Consider the following 19463-nt stretch of genomic DNA (forward strand, 5'->3'; position numbering starts at 1 on the left):
ACTGAACTTTGTTGGGCATATACCACCAGTTTGGTTGGCTATGCCCAAGTTTTTTAAATTATTGTTCAGTATAGTTACCATTTTTATTTTCTCAGTATGCAATATATAGATAATTACAGGTCATCGAATGGGTTGTTGATGTTTTTGATACTATTCTCGGTTACATGGGTGTAGATCATGGTGGTCTTAGGATTATTGTGTCCCAAAAGTTCTTGGATATAACGGATATCGGTTCCACTTTCCAATAAATGTGTAGCAAAACTGTGCCTTAACGTGTGAAGAGTAACCTTTTTCCGTATTCCAGAACTCATAACAGCCTTTTTTAAAACGCTTTGAGCACTGCTGGCACTATATTTTAATTCCTTTTGACCTTCAAACAGATAATCTTTCGGCCTGAACTGTTTATAATACTCCCGAAGAATCTTAAGAAAACTCCCGGAAAGTAATGTGTATCTATCTTTTTTTCCTTTTCCGCCTTTTATGTGTATCAACATTCTTCTGCTGTCAATATCATCGATTCTGAGATTGATAGCTTCACCTATTCTTAGCCCTCCAGAGTAAATGAGGGATAAAAGTGTTTTATGTTTTAGGTTGTGGGTGGCATCGATGATGGACCTTACCTCCACCTTGCTCAGGACAACAGGAAGTTTTTTCTCTTTCTTCGGTCTGCTTAGGTTTAACGCACCAATATCGATGCCCTTGAACAAAAAATACTTCTTTCCGCCGTTGATGCATTGGTTTTGATATGATATGGATTTTCCTTCCTGGACTATGAATTCATAATTAAAGGATTCGACCAACCTTTTTGAGTGGCTTCTTGAATTTTTCAAGATGGTGTACCTGAGAAAAAAACTGGTTACCTCAATATAGGTGTCCACGGTGTTGGGACTCAATCTCTTTTCCTCCAACCACTTCCTGAACCTATTCAAGTTTTGTTTGTTCAGCGAATCAATGGGCGGTAAATAAAGTTTTACTTTCTTTTTAGGTTTATCAGTTTGCTTTTGCTTTAATTCGGTATAGTCCACATAGCAATTTATCTTACGCATATGGTTGAATACAAGACTTAAGTTTTGCCCCGTGTTCTTAATATAAAATTTGCCACTTGAATTGTCTCTATTCAACTCCTTTAGTTGCATAAGATGGTTCTCCAATTTTTCATTGGTATAGAAGCTAACGATGATAACATTTTCACCGTTTTGTTTTCCTTCAATTAGTTTTACAGTTTTCATCCAAATTTTTAAGATTCTTGAGGGTATGCTGCGCCAATTATTGGAAATAATATATTTCAAATTACGAAATCAATTCATATTAAGTAGTCTTATCTTGTTAAGAATGAATGTTTTTCTAAGTTTTGGACCCCCCAAATACCATCACTTAAATAACCGACCATTGTGGGGCTATCATAAAATTGTTTCTACGATTTTTTGTATCTTAATGGAACTAAAAGAGAGCAAATTATATCTCCGAAGTTCTTGATGGTTTTGTTGTGCAATTAGGTGTGCAAAATTTGAGAATTGAGTATAAAATACAGAATAACAGTATATTGTGTGTGTTAGGCTAGGTCTGCCACCCCGACAGACATGGTTTTTTTAACAACAAACTAAACCATAAATAATTGAAAACCAGAAAATTAATTTTTTCTGGTTTTTTTTGTTTTGGTCTGAAATCAAGGGTGAGGATGTCCTATATGATGTCCTATTTTTGTCGGGGGAAATTCCTTATCTTGTATTTCCCGATTTGATATTTCGTGTGATTTGACTTTCGCTCAACGGATTGTTCCACTTAAGGCGAAAACACATGAATAGCTCTAATTCATTCAGTATCAGCTTTTGGCTAAAAAAAACGGCCAAAAAAAAAGATGGCCGGATTCCCATTTATGCCCGTATAAGATTTGAGGGCCGCTATTCCGACCTCAGTGTCCATAGATCAACTTTTGAAGAACGATGGTGTCCTATTTTGGGCAAAATCGATCATCGTGCCAATGAAGCGAACAGCATCAACCGATATCTAGACGATGTTCACGCCAAACTCTTGGAGTGCCATCGGCAGTTAATAGGGGAGGGAGCGGTGATCAACGCAAAGATCATCAAATTGCGCTACCTTGGAAAGGACAAGGTGGTCAGGACATTAAAGGATATCATCGAATTCCATCGCACCCATGAAATGCCAAAATTGGCAAAGGGCACGATCAAGAACTACTCGGCCACGGAAACCTACCTAAAACGGTTCGTAAAGAAAAAGTTCAACTCACAGGACATAAGATTGTCCTTTATAGATTATGCATTTTTGGTCGAATTCGAGAGCTTCCTTAGAAATTGCCCTCCGATTAACAAGGCCCAGCCATTGACCAATAATGGCATCATGAAGCACATGGAGCGGTTCAAGAAATTGGTGGGCATAGCCTTCAAGTTCAGGTGCATCCCCCAAAACCCCTTCAACCAGTACAACATGAAGTTCGAGGATTACGACAGTGATTTTTTGGAAGAGGCCGAAATACAATGCTTGATTTCCACTAAAATCAAGGATAGCGGCAAGGCCATTGTAAAGGATATATTTCTTTTTGCCTGTTATACAGGCCTAAGCTATATTGAGGTCAAGCTCTTAAAGAGAAGTGATATTGTAACAGGAATAGATGGAGAAGAGTGGATCAATGTCAAACGGAAAAAGACCAAGACACCTGTAAGGATTCCCCTGCTGTATCATGCCAAGGCCATATTGGACAAGTATTCCAATCATCCCAATGTCGATAATGACCATACGTTATTGCCTGTATATTCCAATCAAAAAGTAAACAAATACCTAAAGGTGATTGCCACCAAGGCACAAATCGATAAGCACCTGACCTTTCATGTGGCCAGGCACACTTTTGCGACCACTATTACCCTAATGAACAATGTTCCCTTGGAAACGGTATCCAAGCTATTGGGGCACACCAAACTATCGACCACCCAAAAATATGCAAGGGTGGTGGAGAAAAAGATCAGCAAGGATATGGCCCAGTTGAAAGCGGTTCTCGAAAAAAGTCCCGAAAAGGAAGTAGTGAATGGCCAGAAACCTGGGGCCAACCTGCGGATCATAAGATAAAATTTAATAGCTTAACCAATATCATCGAAAGCTAAGCCCGCAAAAGTTTGTCGGACAAGGGACGGCATAAAGCCGCTCCTTTGTCCCTTTTTATTCCGTTTCCTTGCCGCTCCAAAATTTTGTCTACCACTTGTTACATGCTCAAATATTGTTTAATTAAAAATTCATTTAACATGGAAACAAAAACAAAAGAGACCGGAACCAAGAAAACGGTAACAAGACAAAAAGCATCCAACAAGGATGTCAAAGACCAACTGACCAAGGAGGCTACTGGTAGCGCCAATGGTACTGAAAAGACCAAAGAAGCCAAGGCACCGGTGGTGGTTCCCAAAATCAGCATCGACAGCCAGATCCAGAAGTTTGAAAAGTTGAGAGGCTTGGCGACCAACAGGGAACGCCTGAACCAGACCCTTGGAGAACTCACCAAGTTCAACTACAACCAGGACGGTTCCAGTTCATTTTACATCAGGGATTCCCATGGATTGGAATTCAAGACAACCAACAGCAATCTCATCAATTTGGTGACCACACAATTGCAGAATACCTTGGAGGAACGAAAGTCGGAGTTTGAGCAGGAGATTCTTGCATTCGAACTATAATAGATCAAAAAATCGTCCAATAAATAGCCCGACAAAAGGGAGGGTTACACATATAACAACAGCTTTTGTTTTTCAAGGTTTTTTTGCGACATAAAACATTCCCTTATAAAACTTTTCATCGATCGATTGCCTTAAACTTAACTTAAAGTAATGCGGTTAATTCCAAAATTTTGTAATTTTGCAACGATGAAAGAGGTTTTCCATAAAATATTATCTATTTCGATGGCTTTTGTAGTGATGTTCTCTACAATGTCATTTACTGTGGATATGCATTATTGTGGGGACAATTTGGTCGATTTTAGTTTATTCTCAAAAGCTGAAGGTTGTGGAATGGAAAAAGCACAACCAGTTAAAAGTTGTGAGAATCCTAAAATGACTGAGAAATCTTGTTGTTCTGACGAGCAAATTGTAAAGGAAGGCAAAGACGACCTTAAAATATCTTTTGACACGCTTTCTTTTGAGCAGCAAACGTTCATCGCTGCTTTTACATACTCTTATATAAACCTATTTGAAGGAACCGAATCTGAAGAAGTTCCTTTTGAAGATTACCCGCGACCCTTTGTCAAACGGGATGTGCAAGTGCTGCACCAGACTTTCTTAATTTGATTTGTTAGATTTTTTGAATGAAGCCCAATAGCTATGCTGTAGTGGGCTAAAACTCGTGTTTGCCATATTCTGCAACACGTAATTCCAATTATCTAATAATCAAATGCTATGCTGAATAAGAGCATTAAATTTCTCATAGAAAACAAACTTGTTGCCGTTCTACTACTTGCCCTATTCGTGGGTTGGGGCGTGGTCAACGCGCCTTTTAATTGGGAAACTGGCTTTCTGCCCACAGACCCAGTTGCCGTTGATGCCATTCCAGACATTGGTGAAAACCAACAAATTGTTTTTACCAAGTGGCAAGGGCGCTCGCCACAGGATATTGAAGACCAAATCACATATCCGCTTACCACTTCCCTTTTGGGTATTCCAGGCGTGAAAACCATCCGTAGTTCTTCGATGTTTGGGTTTTCCAGCATCTATATCATTTTTGAAGAAGATATCGAGTTCTATTGGTCGCGCAGTCGCATTCTTGAAAAACTGAACTCACTTCCTGCAAACCTCTTGCCCGATGGTGTCAACCCATCATTAGGGCCAGATGCCACAGGTCTCGGACAGATATTTTGGTACACATTGGAAGGTCGCGATAAAGATGGCAACGTAACTGGCGGATGGGATTTACAGGAATTGCGTAGCATTCAGGACTATTATGTGAAGTATGGATTATCCTCTGCAAGCGGTGTTTCTGAAGTGGCTTCCATTGGTGGTTATGTTCAGGAATATCAAGTCGATATCGACCCAGAAAAAATGCGTCAATATAATGTAAGTATGGGCGATGTGGTCAAAGCCGTAAAGCAAAGCAATCAGGATATAGGTGCACAAACCCTCGAAATAAATCAAGCCGAATATCTCGTGCGCGGATTGGGCTACGTCAAGTCAATCGCAGACATTGAAAGTGCGGTTGTTGATTCAGAAAACTTTACTTCCATCCGCATTAAAGACGTAGCTAACGTTCATTTGGGTCCTGCTGCCAGACGTGGCATTCTCGATAAGGAAGGTGCCGAAGTCGTAGGTGGTGTCGTAGTCGCTCGCTACGGTGCAAATCCGTTGGAAGTCATCAATAATGTCAAGGCACAAATTGCCGAAATAAGCTCTGGACTTCCAACAAAAACTTTATCAGATGGTCGCACCTCGCAAGTAACCATCGTGCCGTTTTACGACCGTACCGAACTCATACAGGAAACGTTGGGCACGCTCAACGAAGCTTTGACTTTGGAAATCTTGATTACCATTTTAGTCATTATTATTATGGTGTTCAATCTACGTGCATCCATCCTAATTTCGGGATTGTTACCCGTAGCAGTTCTGATGGTTTTTATCACGATGAAGCTCTTTAATGTAGATGCAAACATCGTCGCACTTTCCGGTATTGCCATTGCCATCGGTACAATGGTGGACGTGGGCGTAATACTCGCCGAAAATATGATACGGCACTTGGAAGATGAAAAGCTACGCCTTAATGAAAATGGTAAGGAATACACCACGAACGAAATCATCTACAACGCAACTGCCGAAGTTTCTGGTGCTATTCTGACGGCTGTACTGACGACCATAATCAGCTTCCTACCCGTATTCACAATGATAGGTGCCGAAGGAAAACTGTTCCGTCCGCTTGCCTTTACCAAAACAATGGCACTCACGGCATCGCTTATCATTGCGCTATTTCTCATTCCACCCATTGCGGCATTTCTTTTCCGTAAGACGAGTGTTCGAGAACGTACACAGTATGCCATTAATGGCTTGCTTGTTTTATTGGGAATTCTCGCCATTATTTACGGATTCTGGTTAGGACTAATTCTTATCGCCTTTGCCATCACATCGTTCTTAAAGATTCGTGGTACGCTTTCCAAAAAGCGCAAAAATCTGCTTGATATTATCATTTCATCTATTGCCATCGTAGTTTTATTAGCAGAATACTGGCGACCATTGGGCTTTGACCGAAGCATCGTGATGAACCTGATATTTGTTTCCATCATCTGTTTTGGACTGCTGGGTGTATTCTCGATTTTCAGAATATACTACGAGCGTATTTTACGTTGGGCACTTCAAAACCGGTATCTATTCTTAATCGTTCCCCTTACGGTCCTTACGCTGGGCATCATCATAATGCGAAATACGGGCAAAGAATTTATGCCAGCACTCAATGAAGGTTCATTTCTTTTGATGCCTACATCCTTACCACACGCAGGTGTAGAAGAAAATAAGCGTGTGCTGCAACAGCTCGATATGGCTGTGGCAAGCATTCCTGAAATTGAAACCGTGGTGGGAAAAGCGGGAAGAACCGAAAGCGCACTTGACCCAGCACCACTCTCGATGTATGAAAATGTGATTCAGTATAAATCGGAATATATGCGGAATAGTTCTGGCGAGCGACAACGTTACAAGGTCAATGACGATGGATTATTTGTACTGAAGAATAACAAATTCATTATCAACCCAAACAATGAGATAGATGAAGGCGTCAACTATGCCGAAACATCGCTAAAAACGACTGCTACACGCGAAGACTTGATTGAAGATGACGATGGCGAGTACTACCGAAACTGGCGACCGGACATTGAAAGTCCAGATGATATTTGGAACGAGATAGTTCGAGTAACCAAATTACCAGGCGTTACATCGGCACCCAAGCTGCAACCTATCGAAACACGACTGGTAATGCTACAAACAGGTATGCGCGCACCTATGGGCATCAAGGTAAAAGGTCCCGATTTAAAGTCTATTGAAAGTTTTGGACTGGAATTGGAAGATATCCTAAAACAAGCCGAAGGCGTTAAGGAACAAGCTGTTTTTGCAGACCGAATCGTGGGCAAACCCTACTTGCTCATAGATATTAAGCGAGACCAATTGGCTCGATATGGTGTGTCCATAATGGAAGTTCAGGAAATCCTTCAAGTGGCCGTGGGCGGAATGCCACTCACGCAAACTGTTGAAGGTCGTGAGCGTTATGCGGTGCGTGTGCGTTATCCACGAGAGTTACGGGCAGACCCAGACGACCTTAAAAATATCTATGTTCCAGTGGAAAAAGGTAGCCCTGTACCGTTGGGCGAATTGGTTAAAATTCGATACGAGCAAGGTCCACAAGTCATTAAAAGTGAAGACACTTTTCTAATTGGCTACGTGCTGTTTGATAAACTCGACGGCTTTGCCGAAGTGGATGTGGTAGAAAATGCCCAAGCGCTGATTCAACAAAATATTGATAAGGGTTCGCTGGTCGTACCACAGGGCGTGAGCTATCGTTTTACGGGAACATATGAAAATCAGTTACGGGCAGAAAAAACGCTATCGGTTGTCGTACCGCTTTGTTTGCTCGTCATTTTCTTGATTTTGTATTTCCAGTTCAGGTCCGTCTCTACGTCTCTTATGGTGTTTACTGCAATCGCCGTGGCCTTTGCAGGTGGCTTTATAATGATATGGCTGTACGGGCAAGATTGGTTTTTCAACTTCGGCTTTTTTGGCGAAAATCTGCGGGACTTGTTCAATATGAAAACCATCAATTTAAGTGTGGCCGTTTGGGTAGGTTTTATTGCCCTCTTCGGTATTGCTACGGATGATGGTGTGGTAATGGCCACCTATTTAGACCAATCTTTCAAAAGCAACGAACCAGACAATAAAAAGGGCATTCGTCTCGCCGCTTTGGAAGCCGCAGGTAAACGCATTCGTCCATGTTTAATGACTACTGTAACTACGGTGTTGGCACTACTTCCCGTACTCACATCCACAGGAAAGGGAAGCGATATAATGATACCGATGGCAATTCCCATTTTTGGCGGAATGATAATCGATGTCACGTCCTATTTCCTATTGCCAGTCCTGTACAGCTGGAAAAAGGAATACCAACTTAAAAAAGCAAACAGATGAAAAAATTAAAATATATACTGGTGTTCTTGTTTGTTACTGCTTTCGCGAAAGCGCAACAATTACAATCCTACATTCAGGAAGCTGAAGCCAACAATCCAGAAATTCAAGCCTTTGAATTGCGATACAACATCGCCGAAGAAAAGGTAAACGAAGCCAACTGGATTCCAAATACCGAAGTAAGTGCCGGCTACTTTGTGAGCGAGCCTGAAACAAGAGTGGGTGCGCAACGTGCACGAATAGGCGTAAAACAGATGTTGCCGTGGTTCGGTACTATTACAGCTCGTGAAAATTATGCCACCGCAATGGCAGATGCCGAATATGTGGACATTACGATTGCAAAGCGTAAGCTGGCACTTTCGGTCGCACAATCCTATTATCGTCTATTTGCCATAAGAGCCAAGCAAGCCGTACTGGATGAAAATATACAGCTACTGGAAACCTACGAACGACTTGCACTCACATCTGTAGAAGTGGGCAAAGCGAGTGCCGTAGATGTGTTGCGACTTCAGATTAGACAAAATGAATTACAACAACAAAAGGAAGTGCTGGAAGAAGAATTTACAGCAGAACAAACGACTTTTAACAATTTGCTCAACCGTGATGCAATGATGACGGTTGACGTTGTTCCAGAAATGGAAATTCCACAGGAAGACCCATTTTATACTAATGAAGCGCTATCACTCAATCCCGAACTGCTCAAATATGACAAACTCTATGAATCGGTAGCACAATCTGAACTGCTCAACCAGCGCGAGAGTTTGCCTATGATTGGTTTTGGTTTAGACTACCTGCCCGTAACGGAACGCAGCGATGTCAATTTCAGCGATAATGGGAAAGATGTATTGATGCCGATGGTGTCGGTTTCCATCCCCATTTTCAACAATCGCTACAAATCCATTTCAAGGCAAAATGAACTGCGACAGCAAGAAATAGAAACCCAACGGGAACAGCGATTGAATGTGCTGGAATCCGCTTTCGCGAAAGCGCAATCACAACGTAACCAAGGACGCATAGCATACAACACACAAGCTCGTAACCTGAAACAAGCCAAAGATGCCGAAGAAATTCTGGTAAAGAACTATGAGACCGTCACTATCGATTTTAATGATGTGCTGGACATTCAGGAATTGCAATTAAAGTTTCAAATAAACCAAATAGAATCTGTGAAGACCTACTATGTGCAAAGTACAATCATTAATTATTTAATTAAGTAAACAATGAAAACACTTAACACAATACTTCTCTTATTCTTAACTTCAATTACATTCGCCCAAGTTGGGACAAATGGTGAAGATAGAAAAGAAGAAGGTCGAAACATAAAAGAATATAACCTTACTATCGAAGAAAATGAAATAACCCTTGCAGGTGTAACCGCAAACGGAATGACAATTAATGGTGGCATTCCAGGTCCTACATTAGAATTTAATGAAGGTGACCTTGCCATTATTAACGTAACCAATAAAATGGATGAAGAAACCTCTGTACATTGGCACGGTTTAATACTTCCTAATTTTTATGATGGTGTGCCTTATTTAACTACGCCACCTATAAAACCAAATACTACATTTCAATATAGAATACCTATAAACCAATCTGGTACATATTGGTATCATTCCCATACGATGTTACAAGAGCAAAAAGGAGTTTATGGCTCAATCGTCATTCATCCTAAAGAAAAGACTTTGGACTACGACAAAGATTTGGTTGTAGTGTTATCTGACTGGACCAACGAAAAACCAATGAATGTGTTGCGAAACCTTAAACGAGGAAACGAATGGTATCAGGTTAAAAAAGGGACAGCAGTACCATTAAGTAGAGTGATTAAAGAAGGTGCACTGGGAGCACAATTTAATTTTTGGCGTGATAGAATGGAAGGTGCAGATATTGCAGACATCTACTATCCTGCGTTCTTGTCCAATGGTAAAAAACTTGCAGAATATCCAGAGTTTAAAACAGGTGAAAAAGTACGACTACGTTTTATCAATGCATCTGCTTCATCTTATTATTGGGTGGATTTTGGTGGTGGTAACCCGATGATAGTTGCGAGTGATGGTGTGGATGTAACACCAGAATATAAAAACCGATTTCTTTTTGCAATTGCCGAAACCTATGATGTCATTGTAACCATTCCAGAAGGCACTTTAGAAATTACTGCCACAGCGCAAGATGGTTCTGGTAGTACATCCATTCACTTGGGTAGCGGAAAATTGTATCCAGCAACTGTAATAGACAGACCAGATAAAGTGGCTATGATGAAGCAAATGGCAAAAATGGATATGAAGATGGGTGCACCTGCTTTAGTGGGAAATAAAAATAGAAATACACCCGAAGCCCTAATGCAGAAATATGGAATGAAGATGAATATGGATATGAAAGACGGACAGATGAAGATGGAGAATGAAATGAATATGGAAATGAAAAAGGATGCGACGCCAATGAATCATAAGATGTCTACGATGCAAAAGGACACCGCTTCATTTAATTATGATACACGTAAAACTTATTTCAATTATGATTTTTTAAAGGCAAAGGAAAACACCACTTTTAAGACTGATGTGCCAGTAAATGAAATTTTACTGAATCTAACAGGTAATATGCAGCGCTATGTTTGGAGTATGAATGGCGTACCACTTTCGGAAACAGACAAAATTAAAATTAAAAGTGATGAGGTTACAAGGATTACCTTAAATAATCTGACAATGATGCACCACCCAATGCACTTGCACGGTCATTATTTTAGGGTGATTAATGAAAATGGAGAGCGTTCACCATTAAAGCACACGGTTAACGTACCACCAATGCAAAAAGTGGTCATCGAATTTTATAACGAAGAATATGGTGATTGGTTCTTTCATTGTCACGTACTATATCATATGATGGGTGGTATGGCAAGAGTATTTAGCTATGATACACCACGAGATGAAAGGATGAAACCTTATCCAGTACAAAACCTAATTGACGAGACAGACCATTACTATTCGTGGGGAATGCTTCGTGGAGGTTCAAACTTTAATGAACTTTTATTGATGTCGAGCAACATCCGCAACGAATTTGGACTACGTGCCGAGTTTGATTATAACCAAAATGCCGAGATAGAAGTGAATTATAATAGATATCTCAATGATTGGGTACGCGTGTACGCAGGCGTAAATACTGAAACTTCAACACCAGATTCTTATGATACATTCAATACTGTGGGATTGGTTGGAGTTAAATATTTCACGCCTTATAGGTTTAATGTGGATGTGAGTATTGACCATCAACTTCGCCCAAGAATACGTCTGGACAGGGAGTTGTTGATTTTTCCAAGAATTTTCTTGGAAGGTGAATATGAGTACAGAGCAGATTTTGGATGGGTCAATGAGTTAGAAAATAACAAATCTTATGAAGGTGAAACTCAATGGTTAATTGGAGCTTCATATATCTTATCCCGCAACTTTTCAATACAAGGAAATTATAATAACAGATATGGCTGGGGTGGCGGTCTTTTAGCCCGATTTTAAAAAAAACGATTAATAACTTTTAAACAAACAAAAAATGAGCAAATTAAAATTAGTATTAGGAGTGGTTGCAATAGCATTTGTAACCTTAACAGTAGTGTCTTGTAAAGATGCTAAAACAGAAAGCAGTACCAATTCTGAAACGAGTACTGAGGAAGACCATTCAAAAATGAACCACGATAATTCCGATGGGCATCATGATAGCGAGAAAAAGGAAATGGCAATGAACGGAGATGGGAATGCACAAGCGGTTCTTAATGACTATTTCAGTCTTAAAGATGCCCTCGTAGGCGATGATAATGATAAAGCAAAGGAAATGGGAGGCACATTGGTTAAATCTCTTAAATCTTTTGATGCATCAAAATATTCTGAAAGTGAAAAATCAGAATTGAATGACATTATCGAAGATGCTACGGAACACGCAGAGCATATTTCAGAAAGTGACATCAAACATCAGCGTGAGCATTTCAAAGTATTGAGTAAAGATGTTACAGATATGGTTGCCATTACGGGAACAGGGATGAAGCTTTATGAGCAATTCTGCCCAATGTATGATAACAATAAAGGTGGTGCTTGGCTTAGTATGAACGAAGAAATTAGAAACCCCTATTTCGGTGATAAAATGTTGAAATGCGGTAAAGTACAGCGAGAAATCAACTAATTGAAGTTTTTAAAAATCATAGCGTGGCTTGCCCTTGTGGCATTGGTAGTGATTCAGTTCTTTCCAATAATCCTGAACGAGAGCGATTATGTACCGCAAAGTGATTTTATGGTCGAAAATCAAGTGCCTGCAACGATAAAAAATCGGTTGCAGGTTTCTTGCTACGATTGCCACAGTAATAATACAGATTATCCGTGGTATAGTAAGATACAGCCTGCGGCTTGGTTTCTGGAAGATCACATACAAGAAGGTAAGGACGAACTTAATTTTAATGAATGGGCAACATATTCAGACCGGCGAAAGAATAGTAAACTTCGGTCTATCATAAGCCAAATCGAAGAAGATAAAATGCCCTTGGATTCTTATACACTCATTCATAAAGATGCAATTCTTTCAGATGAAGATAAGAGGATGATAATAGATTATATGACAGCGTTAAAAGACAGTTTGGAATAAAGTCCTGATATGGGAAGGGAAAGTTGATGGTTGGTTAGTTAGTAGCCCTTCCCTTGTCAGGCACAATAAAAAATATTAGAAAAATGAATAATGATATAAATGAATTTGAGTAAAAATTCTTAAAAATAAACAGGATGAATGCACTTAGAAAAACTACAATATTCGCATTAATTATAATAGCAACAAGCCAAGTGTTCGGACAAGATACAAACACAGAAAAGCAAGCCGTGCTTAAAGTAATGAAAACCTACAAAGATGCGCTACAAAACTTGACAACCGAAGGTACTTTTGACTTATTTACAGAAGATTCCGAGGTTTTTGAATCTGGTGGTGTTGAAGGCACCTATGCCCACTATATAGAACATCATTTGGGTCCAGAATTGGGGCATTTCAAGAAGTTTGAATTTTCAGATTATGAAATTGATGCAGAAGTAGATTTGCCCTATGCGTTTACTACCGAAACTTATGTCTACACCATAGTTCTCAATCCCGATGATAAAGCCAATACTCGAACCATAAAGAAAAAAGGGGTGGCGACTTCTATCCTTAAGAAGATAGATGAAAAATGGCAGATAGTAAAAACACATTCATCATCAAGAAATGTTAAATAATTTTTAGCCAATCATAAAATGAAACACACCTACCACATACACGGAATGACCTGCAATGGTTGTCGAAGTCACGTAGAGGAAACGCTGTCTAAAGTGGATGGTGTTTCAAAAGTAACAGTTGATTTAGAAAAAGCCGAAGCGACCATAGAAATGGAATCCCATATTCCAATAGAGAAATTTCAAGAGGCGCTTAAAGCCGATGGTGGGCAATACAGTATCCATCAAAATGGCGAACATCAGCATACCCACGATAAGAAGAAAGTTGAGAAACCCAAAGGTCAAGGAACGGGAACATTTTACTGTCCGATGCATTGCGAGGGCGACAAGACTTACGACAAACCAGGCGACTGTCCTGTTTGCGGAATGGATTTGGTTGAAGAAGTTAACCTAACGGCTACTTCCGACACCCAATATACCTGTCCGATGCATCCCGAAATTATTAAGGATGAACCGGGAAGCTGTCCAATTTGTGGGATGGATTTAGTGCCTATGGAACCCGATTTATCCGCAGAGGAAAAGACCTATAAAAAACTTCTTAAAAAGTTCTGGATAGCGGTCGCTTTCACATTGCCCATTTTTATCATTGCAATGTCCGAAATGCTGCCCAACAACCCCTTATATGATGTTTTAGAATTAAAATATTGGAACTGGATTCAATTTGCGCTTTCTATTCCTGTGGTATTCTACGCTACTTGGATGTTCTTTGAACGTGCCTACCGCAGTATAAAGACTTGGAACTTAAATATGTTTACGCTTATCGGTATCGGTGCTGGCGTTGCTTGGCTCTTCAGCGTGTTCGGGATGCTCGTACCCGATTTTTTCCCTGACCAATTCAAGACCGAAGCCGGTACGGTTCACGTCTATTTTGAGGCTGCTACGGTGATTCTAACTTTGGTTCTACTTGGTCAAGTCCTCGAAGCTCGTGCGCATAGCAAGACCAATTCCGCAGTCAAGGAACTTTTAAAATTGGCACCTAACAAGGCTATAAAGGTAGTTGATGGGGAAGAACAGGAAGTGGCCATCGATGAAATTGAATTGGGCGATATCCTACGTGTGAAGCCGGGCGATAAGATTCCTGTGGATGGCGTTATTACCGAAGGCGAAACTTCTATAGATGAATCGATGATTACGGGCGAACCCATTCCTGTAAACAAATCAGTAGATGATAAAGTAAGTAGCGGAACTATCAATGGCAATCAGTCCTTTTTGATGAAAGCTGAAAAGGTTGGGTCTGACACTTTGTTATCACAGATTATACAGATGGTCAATGATGCCAGTCGAAGCCGTGCACCCATCCAAAAGTTGGCCGATACCGTTTCGGGATATTTCGTGCCAATCGTTGTTATAATCGCTGTTGTTACATTTGCCGTTTGGGCAATTTGGGGCCCAGAGCCAGCCTATGTTTATGCTTTGGTCAATGCGATTGCCGTATTAATTATCGCCTGTCCCTGTGCTTTGGGGCTTGCGACACCAATGTCTGTAATGGTCGGCGTTGGCAAAGGTGCGCAGAATGGTGTGCTTATTAAAAATGCCGAAGCCCTTGAAAAAATGGATAAGGTCGATACTCTCATTGTCGATAAGACCGGAACGATAACTGAAGGAAAACCTACAGTTGAGAAAGTGGGTTCTTTTGAGAAGGGGTTTACCGAAACCGAAGTACTACAATACATTGTTTCCTTGAACAGCCAAAGTGAACATCCGCTGGCGGAAGCCACCGTAAAATATGGAAAAGAACAAAACGCAGAGTTTTTAAAAGCAGATGGATTTAACGCAGTAACTGGAAAAGGCGTTGAAGGTGAAGTGAACAATAAAGAAGTGGCTTTAGGTAACGCCAAAATGATCGAACAGGCAAATGCTACACTTACCGAAGCTATGGAAAACGAGGCACAATCCTACCAAAAACAAGGGAAAACGGTTTCCTATCTCGCTGTAGAAGGTCAAGTTGTAGGCTACGTCGTTATCGGCGACAAAATCAAGGAAACGAGTGCAAAAGCTATCAAGGATTTGCAGAATAAGGGAATTGCGGTCATTATGCTTACTGGTGATAATCACGACACCGCCCAAGCTGTCGCAGATGAGCTTAACCTTGCCGATTTTCAAGCAAGTATGCTACCGGAAAACAAATTGCAGGAAGTCGAGAAATTACAAGAGCAAGGCAAGGTGGTTGCAATGGCAGGCGATGGTATCAATGATGCACCTGCACTCGCTAAAAGTGATGTAGGTATCGCAATGGGAACAGGTACGGATGTTGCCATTGAAAGTGCAGCCATTACCTTGGTGAAAGGCGATTTACACGGTATCGTAAAGGCAAGAAATCTAAGTGATGCAGTAATGCGCAATATCAAACAAAACCTCTTTTTTGCAATGATTTATAACACGCTGGGTATCCCTATTGCAGCAGGACTACTGTATCCGTTTTTTGGAATACTCTTATCGCCAATGATTGCGGCTTTGGCGATGAGCTTCAGTTCGGTATCGGTAATTGCCAACTCATTACGTCTAAAAAGTAAAAACATATAATCTAACTAATTGAATACTTATGAAATATAAAATTTTGATAATCCTATTGGTAGTTGCTGTCAGCGGATGTAAAAATGAAGAAAAGAATAATACCAAAATAGAGACAGAGCACAATCATACCCAGAGTGAACCTAAATCTGAGAACAAAAAAACCCTAAGTCCACACACATCGGCAATGGCTATGATAGGTGATGCTCATATCCATATAGATTATTCGTCGCCAGGCGTAAGGGATAGAATTATTTTCGGTGGATTGTTGGCTTACGACCAAGTCTGGCAGGCTGGTGCCCATATGGCTACTTGGCTTGAAACAAATAAGGATTTAGAAATCGACGGTAAAGAATTGAAAGCTGGAAAATACGGGTTTTTTGTAATTCCGAATCAGGAAGAATGGACTGTCATTTTCAACAGGAATTGGAACCAACACGGTAAGGACGACTATACTGAAAATGATGATGTATTACGATTCAAAGTAACACCTAAAACTTCTGAAGATATCAAAGAACATTTAGAGTATAAAGTAAACAAAACAACAGAGACTTCAGGAACAATCTCAATGAGTTGGGAAAAAGTAACGATTGAATTTCCTTTTGAAATAAAGTAAAATGGTAAATAGAAAAACAGCGAAATGGATTAGAAAAGCACACCGCTATTTGGGTATCTTTTTAGGTATTCAGTTTTTGATGTGGACAATTAGCGGGATGTATTTCAGCTGGACGGACATCGACGAGATACACGGTGACCATTTTAAGAAATCGGCACCGGTGCAGACCTCTTTTGATAATTTGCTCGGTACATCCCAACTGGCTACAAAAGAATCCGTAAAATCTTTGGAACTACTGGAAATCGCAAATGAACCTTATTATTGGATTAATGAAGCACAGCTTTATAATGCAAGAACGGGACAAAGGAAAAATGGAATTTCTAAAGAAGAGGCACAACAAGTTGCAAATAGGTATATGTTGGACGATTTAGAAATAGCAAAAATTCAATTAGTCGATTCTGTAGGGTCACATCACGAATATCGCGGTCGCCCACTTCCAGCTTATGAAATCTTGTATGAGACACCACAAAATTTAAAAGCCTATGTGGCGGTTGAAAATGGCGCTTTTCAAACGGTGAGACACAGGGATTGGCGCTGGTTTGATTTTCTATGGATGACCCATACTATGGATTATCAGGGAAGGGATAATTTCAACACGTTGTTGTTAAGGGCATTTTCACTTTTGGGATTGATAACCGTCTTAAGCGGTTTCGTTTTATGGTACATCAGTTCCCCATCAATCAGAAAACTAAAAAAGAAAATTAAATAATTAGTAACAAAAAAACCAAAAATTATGAATTCAAACGAACACAAAAATTCAGGAAAATCAAAAAACCATTACACACGTTTTGTAGCGATGCTCGCTTGCTCTTTTGTAGCAATGTACATTACGATGTATTTAAACACTTATGAATGGGACCACGTTTGGTTTAGCCTAACGAGGTTTTATATGGTCTGCCTTGGTATCGCAGCTATGGCCATCATTATGTTTGTGGCAATGCGTGGTATGTACCAAAATAAAAAGAAGAATATCGCCATAGTCTTGGGAAGTATCGTTCTCTTTGTAGGTGCATTAGGACTCGTACGTGACCAAAAGTCAACCGTAGGCGATGTACTTTGGATGAAAGCAATGATACCACACCATTCCATCGCCATTTTAACAAGTGAACGGGCAGATATTGAAGACCCTGAAGTCAAAAAATTGGCTGAAGAAATCATTAAAGCGCAACGTAGGGAAATTGCTGAAATGAAAGCAATGATTGAGCGTTTAGAAAATGAAAAATAAGATTATGAAAAAGAACATTCTATATATAGCAATAGCCGTTATCATAGGTTTGGGCGCAGGCTGGCTCATTTTTGGAAATAGCTCAGACAATGCAGCAAATAAGGATACGTCTGATATGTCCGACCACGACCACTCTGGCGAGAGCGCAGAACAGATGTGGACGTGCTCTATGCACCCACAGATTATGCAACCCGAAGCTGGTGATTGCCCAATATGTGGAATGGACTTAATCCCTGCTGAAGCTGGTGCAGATGGTCTCGCTGCAAACGAGATAAAAATGACTGAAAACGCAATGGCGTTAGCAAATATCCAGACTACTATTGTAGGAAATGCAAAAGCTGGCGATGATGATGGGATGATATCCCTTTCGGGAAAAATAGCGGCAAACGAAGAAAACAATACCGTACAATCCAGCTATTTCAAAGGTAGGATAGAACAACTCAACGTTAACTATCAAGGTCAGCAAGTAAATCGTGGTCAGTTATTGGCAACCATTTACGCACCGGACCTTGTAGCGGCACAACAGGAATTGATTACCGCAGCATCGCTTAAGGAATCGCAACCTGCTTTATACAAAGCTGTTCGCAGCAAGCTCAAAAACTGGAAACTATCAGATACGCAAATCAATGCTATTGAGGAAAGTGGAACGGTACGTGAGAATTTCCGGATTTATGCAACGGTTTCCGGAACGGTTTCAGAAGTAATGGCAGCACAAGGCGATTATGTAAATCAAGGACAGCCTATTGTGAAGTTGAGCAACCTCAATTCGGTTTGGGCAGAATTTGATGCCTATGAAAATCAAATAGCGCAATTCAACATTGGGCAAAAAATCAATATCACGACCAATGCTTATCCCAATAAGGAATTTGAAGGCACTATCTCATTCATCGACCCTATTCTAAATAATGCGACACGAACGATAACGGTACGTGCAACTCTGCAAAATAAGAATGACCTGTTTAAGCCAGGAATGTTTGTGACGGGCAAGGTTAAAGGCGCAACGCAAACTATGGAAAATACCCTTACCGTACCTGCAAGTGCTGTACTATGGACGGGCGAGCGCTCATTGGTATATATTAAAACCAATCCTAACGAGCCTGTTTTTGAAATGCGCGAGGTAACCTTGGGAAATCGCTCTGGCGAAACTTACCAAGTATCGGCCGGATTAAATAATGGCGATGAAATTGTTACCAATGGAACATTTACAGTAGATGCAGCTGCTCAATTACAGGGTAAAAAATCAATGATGAATCAACAGATGATGCCAGATGAATCGGCTATGATGGGCGATATGGAAATGAGTTTCAGCAATGCGTTTAGTTCTGATTTCGACAAAGCATTACCATCATATCTCAAAATGAAAGATGCCCTTGTAGCAAGCGATGCAAGTCAAGTTTCCGCTTTCGCGAAAGCGACATCAGAAAAATTAAAAGCAATATCGACTGATGATTTAGGTACGATGGAAAAACAACATTTAACCAAAAGTATTGAGATGCTGGATGCCATTGCAAACAATGATAATCTGGAAAACCAGCGCGCTCACTTCGTCATTCTAAACGAGAATATCGTGCCTATTGCAATGAGCATAGAAAACTCGACAAATTATTACATTCAGAAATGCCCTATGGCAAATAACAATAAAGGTGCGGTATGGTTAAGTATGGAAGAAGAAATAAGAAATCCATACTATGGCGATGCAATGTTGACTTGCGGAAGTGTGATTGATTCGTTGTAAA

General features: G+C 40.4%; 16 protein-coding genes. 15 read left to right on the forward strand and 1 reads right to left on the reverse strand.

All coding sequences use genetic code 11. The annotated features are described in order from the left end of the window. Positions 1-113 precede the first annotated feature (113 nt). Positions 114-626 (reverse strand): tyrosine-type recombinase/integrase, encoded by a 513-nt coding sequence (locus tag MJO53_RS16995; RefSeq protein WP_420485543.1) that lies wholly within the window; start codon positions 624-626, stop codon positions 114-116. A 63-nt stretch (positions 627-689) separates the two neighbouring features. Between MJO53_RS16995 and MJO53_RS17000 the strand changes: the two genes are divergently transcribed. The 15 genes from MJO53_RS17000 to MJO53_RS13100 all read left to right on the forward strand — a co-directional run bounded on the left by MJO53_RS17000 (position 690) and on the right by MJO53_RS13100 (position 19462). Beyond that, positions 690-749, forward strand: coding sequence for an LEPR-XLL domain-containing protein (locus tag MJO53_RS17000; RefSeq protein WP_420485544.1), 60 nt, complete (start codon positions 690-692; stop codon positions 747-749). 1048 nt (positions 750-1797) lie between these two features. After that, positions 1798-3084 (forward strand): site-specific integrase, encoded by a 1287-nt coding sequence (locus tag MJO53_RS13035; RefSeq protein ID WP_252079389.1) that lies wholly within the window; start codon positions 1798-1800, stop codon positions 3082-3084. A 173-nt stretch (positions 3085-3257) separates the two neighbouring features. Further along, complete coding sequence (locus MJO53_RS13040; RefSeq protein WP_252079390.1) at positions 3258-3683, forward strand: hypothetical protein; 426 nt, start codon at positions 3258-3260, stop codon at positions 3681-3683. 186 nt (positions 3684-3869) lie between these two features. Then, positions 3870-4289 carry an HYC_CC_PP family protein gene (locus MJO53_RS13045; RefSeq protein ID WP_127139828.1) on the forward strand — a complete coding sequence of 140 codons (420 nt, stop codon included), beginning with the start codon at positions 3870-3872 and terminating at the stop codon, positions 4287-4289. Positions 4290-4397: 108 nt separating this feature from the next. After that, the gene (locus MJO53_RS13050; protein ID WP_252079391.1) at positions 4398-8150 is read left to right on the forward strand and encodes an efflux RND transporter permease subunit; all 3753 of its coding nucleotides are present in this window, start codon (positions 4398-4400) and stop codon (positions 8148-8150) included. Beyond that, positions 8147-9364, forward strand: a complete 1218-nt coding sequence (locus MJO53_RS13055) for a TolC family protein (protein WP_252079392.1) — start codon at positions 8147-8149, stop codon at positions 9362-9364. The genes MJO53_RS13050 and MJO53_RS13055 overlap by 4 nt, the downstream gene beginning before the upstream one ends. Before the next feature lie 3 nt (positions 9365-9367). Further along, a complete protein-coding gene (locus MJO53_RS13060; protein ID WP_127139831.1) occupies positions 9368-11653 on the forward strand; it encodes a multicopper oxidase domain-containing protein in 2286 nt (761 codons plus the stop codon). Positions 11654-11687: 34 nt separating this feature from the next. Continuing rightward, the gene (locus MJO53_RS13065) at positions 11688-12311 is read left to right on the forward strand and encodes a DUF3347 domain-containing protein (protein ID WP_127139832.1); all 624 of its coding nucleotides are present in this window, start codon (positions 11688-11690) and stop codon (positions 12309-12311) included. Next, positions 12312-12767 (forward strand): heme-binding domain-containing protein, encoded by a 456-nt coding sequence (locus MJO53_RS13070; RefSeq protein ID WP_127139833.1) that lies wholly within the window; start codon positions 12312-12314, stop codon positions 12765-12767. Positions 12768-12901: 134 nt separating this feature from the next. Continuing rightward, the gene (locus tag MJO53_RS13075) at positions 12902-13378 is read left to right on the forward strand and encodes a YybH family protein (protein ID WP_127139834.1); all 477 of its coding nucleotides are present in this window, start codon (positions 12902-12904) and stop codon (positions 13376-13378) included. A gap of 18 nt (positions 13379-13396) precedes the next feature. Next, positions 13397-15898 carry a heavy metal translocating P-type ATPase gene (locus MJO53_RS13080; protein WP_252079393.1) on the forward strand — a complete coding sequence of 834 codons (2502 nt, stop codon included), beginning with the start codon at positions 13397-13399 and terminating at the stop codon, positions 15896-15898. Between the two features lie 19 nt (positions 15899-15917). Then, positions 15918-16502, forward strand: a complete 585-nt coding sequence (locus tag MJO53_RS13085) for a DUF2911 domain-containing protein (protein WP_133642519.1) — start codon at positions 15918-15920, stop codon at positions 16500-16502. Between the two features lies 1 nt (position 16503). After that, positions 16504-17211: a PepSY domain-containing protein gene (locus tag MJO53_RS13090; RefSeq protein WP_252079394.1), complete on the forward strand. Its 708-nt coding sequence runs from the start codon at positions 16504-16506 to the stop codon at positions 17209-17211. A gap of 24 nt (positions 17212-17235) precedes the next feature. Continuing rightward, entirely contained in the window at positions 17236-17727 is a 492-nt protein-coding gene (locus MJO53_RS13095; protein ID WP_252079395.1) for a DUF305 domain-containing protein, read from the forward strand. A 4-nt stretch (positions 17728-17731) separates the two neighbouring features. Beyond that, on the forward strand, positions 17732-19462 hold the full coding sequence (locus MJO53_RS13100; protein ID WP_252079396.1) for an efflux RND transporter periplasmic adaptor subunit: 1731 nt from the start codon (positions 17732-17734) through the stop codon (positions 19460-19462). Position 19463: the final 1 nt, after the last annotated feature.

The sequence above is a fragment of the Flagellimonas marinaquae genome, assembly GCF_023716465.1.
Classification (GTDB): Bacteria; Bacteroidota; Bacteroidia; order Flavobacteriales; family Flavobacteriaceae; genus Flagellimonas; species Flagellimonas alginolytica.

What these genes read in the sequence shown, in the direction of transcription:
- MJO53_RS13035 (WP_252079389.1), top strand. Translation starts at nt 1,798, where the DNA reads ATGAATAGCTCTAATTCATTCAGTATCAGCTTTTGGCTAAAAAAAACG.
- MJO53_RS13040 (WP_252079390.1), top strand. Translation starts at nt 3,258, where the DNA reads ATGGAAACAAAAACAAAAGAGACCGGAACCAAGAAAACGGTAACAAGA.
- MJO53_RS13045 (WP_127139828.1), top strand. Translation starts at nt 3,870, where the DNA reads ATGAAAGAGGTTTTCCATAAAATATTATCTATTTCGATGGCTTTTGTA.
- MJO53_RS13050 (WP_252079391.1), top strand. Translation starts at nt 4,398, where the DNA reads ATGCTGAATAAGAGCATTAAATTTCTCATAGAAAACAAACTTGTTGCC.
- MJO53_RS13055 (WP_252079392.1), top strand. Translation starts at nt 8,147, where the DNA reads ATGAAAAAATTAAAATATATACTGGTGTTCTTGTTTGTTACTGCTTTC.
- MJO53_RS13060 (WP_127139831.1), top strand. Translation starts at nt 9,368, where the DNA reads ATGAAAACACTTAACACAATACTTCTCTTATTCTTAACTTCAATTACA.
- MJO53_RS13065 (WP_127139832.1), top strand. Translation starts at nt 11,688, where the DNA reads ATGAGCAAATTAAAATTAGTATTAGGAGTGGTTGCAATAGCATTTGTA.
- MJO53_RS13075 (WP_127139834.1), top strand. Translation starts at nt 12,902, where the DNA reads ATGAATGCACTTAGAAAAACTACAATATTCGCATTAATTATAATAGCA.
- MJO53_RS13080 (WP_252079393.1), top strand. Translation starts at nt 13,397, where the DNA reads ATGAAACACACCTACCACATACACGGAATGACCTGCAATGGTTGTCGA.
- MJO53_RS13085 (WP_133642519.1), top strand. Translation starts at nt 15,918, where the DNA reads ATGAAATATAAAATTTTGATAATCCTATTGGTAGTTGCTGTCAGCGGA.
- MJO53_RS13090 (WP_252079394.1), top strand. Translation starts at nt 16,504, where the DNA reads ATGGTAAATAGAAAAACAGCGAAATGGATTAGAAAAGCACACCGCTAT.
- MJO53_RS13095 (WP_252079395.1), top strand. Translation starts at nt 17,236, where the DNA reads ATGAATTCAAACGAACACAAAAATTCAGGAAAATCAAAAAACCATTAC.
- MJO53_RS13100 (WP_252079396.1), top strand. Translation starts at nt 17,732, where the DNA reads ATGAAAAAGAACATTCTATATATAGCAATAGCCGTTATCATAGGTTTG.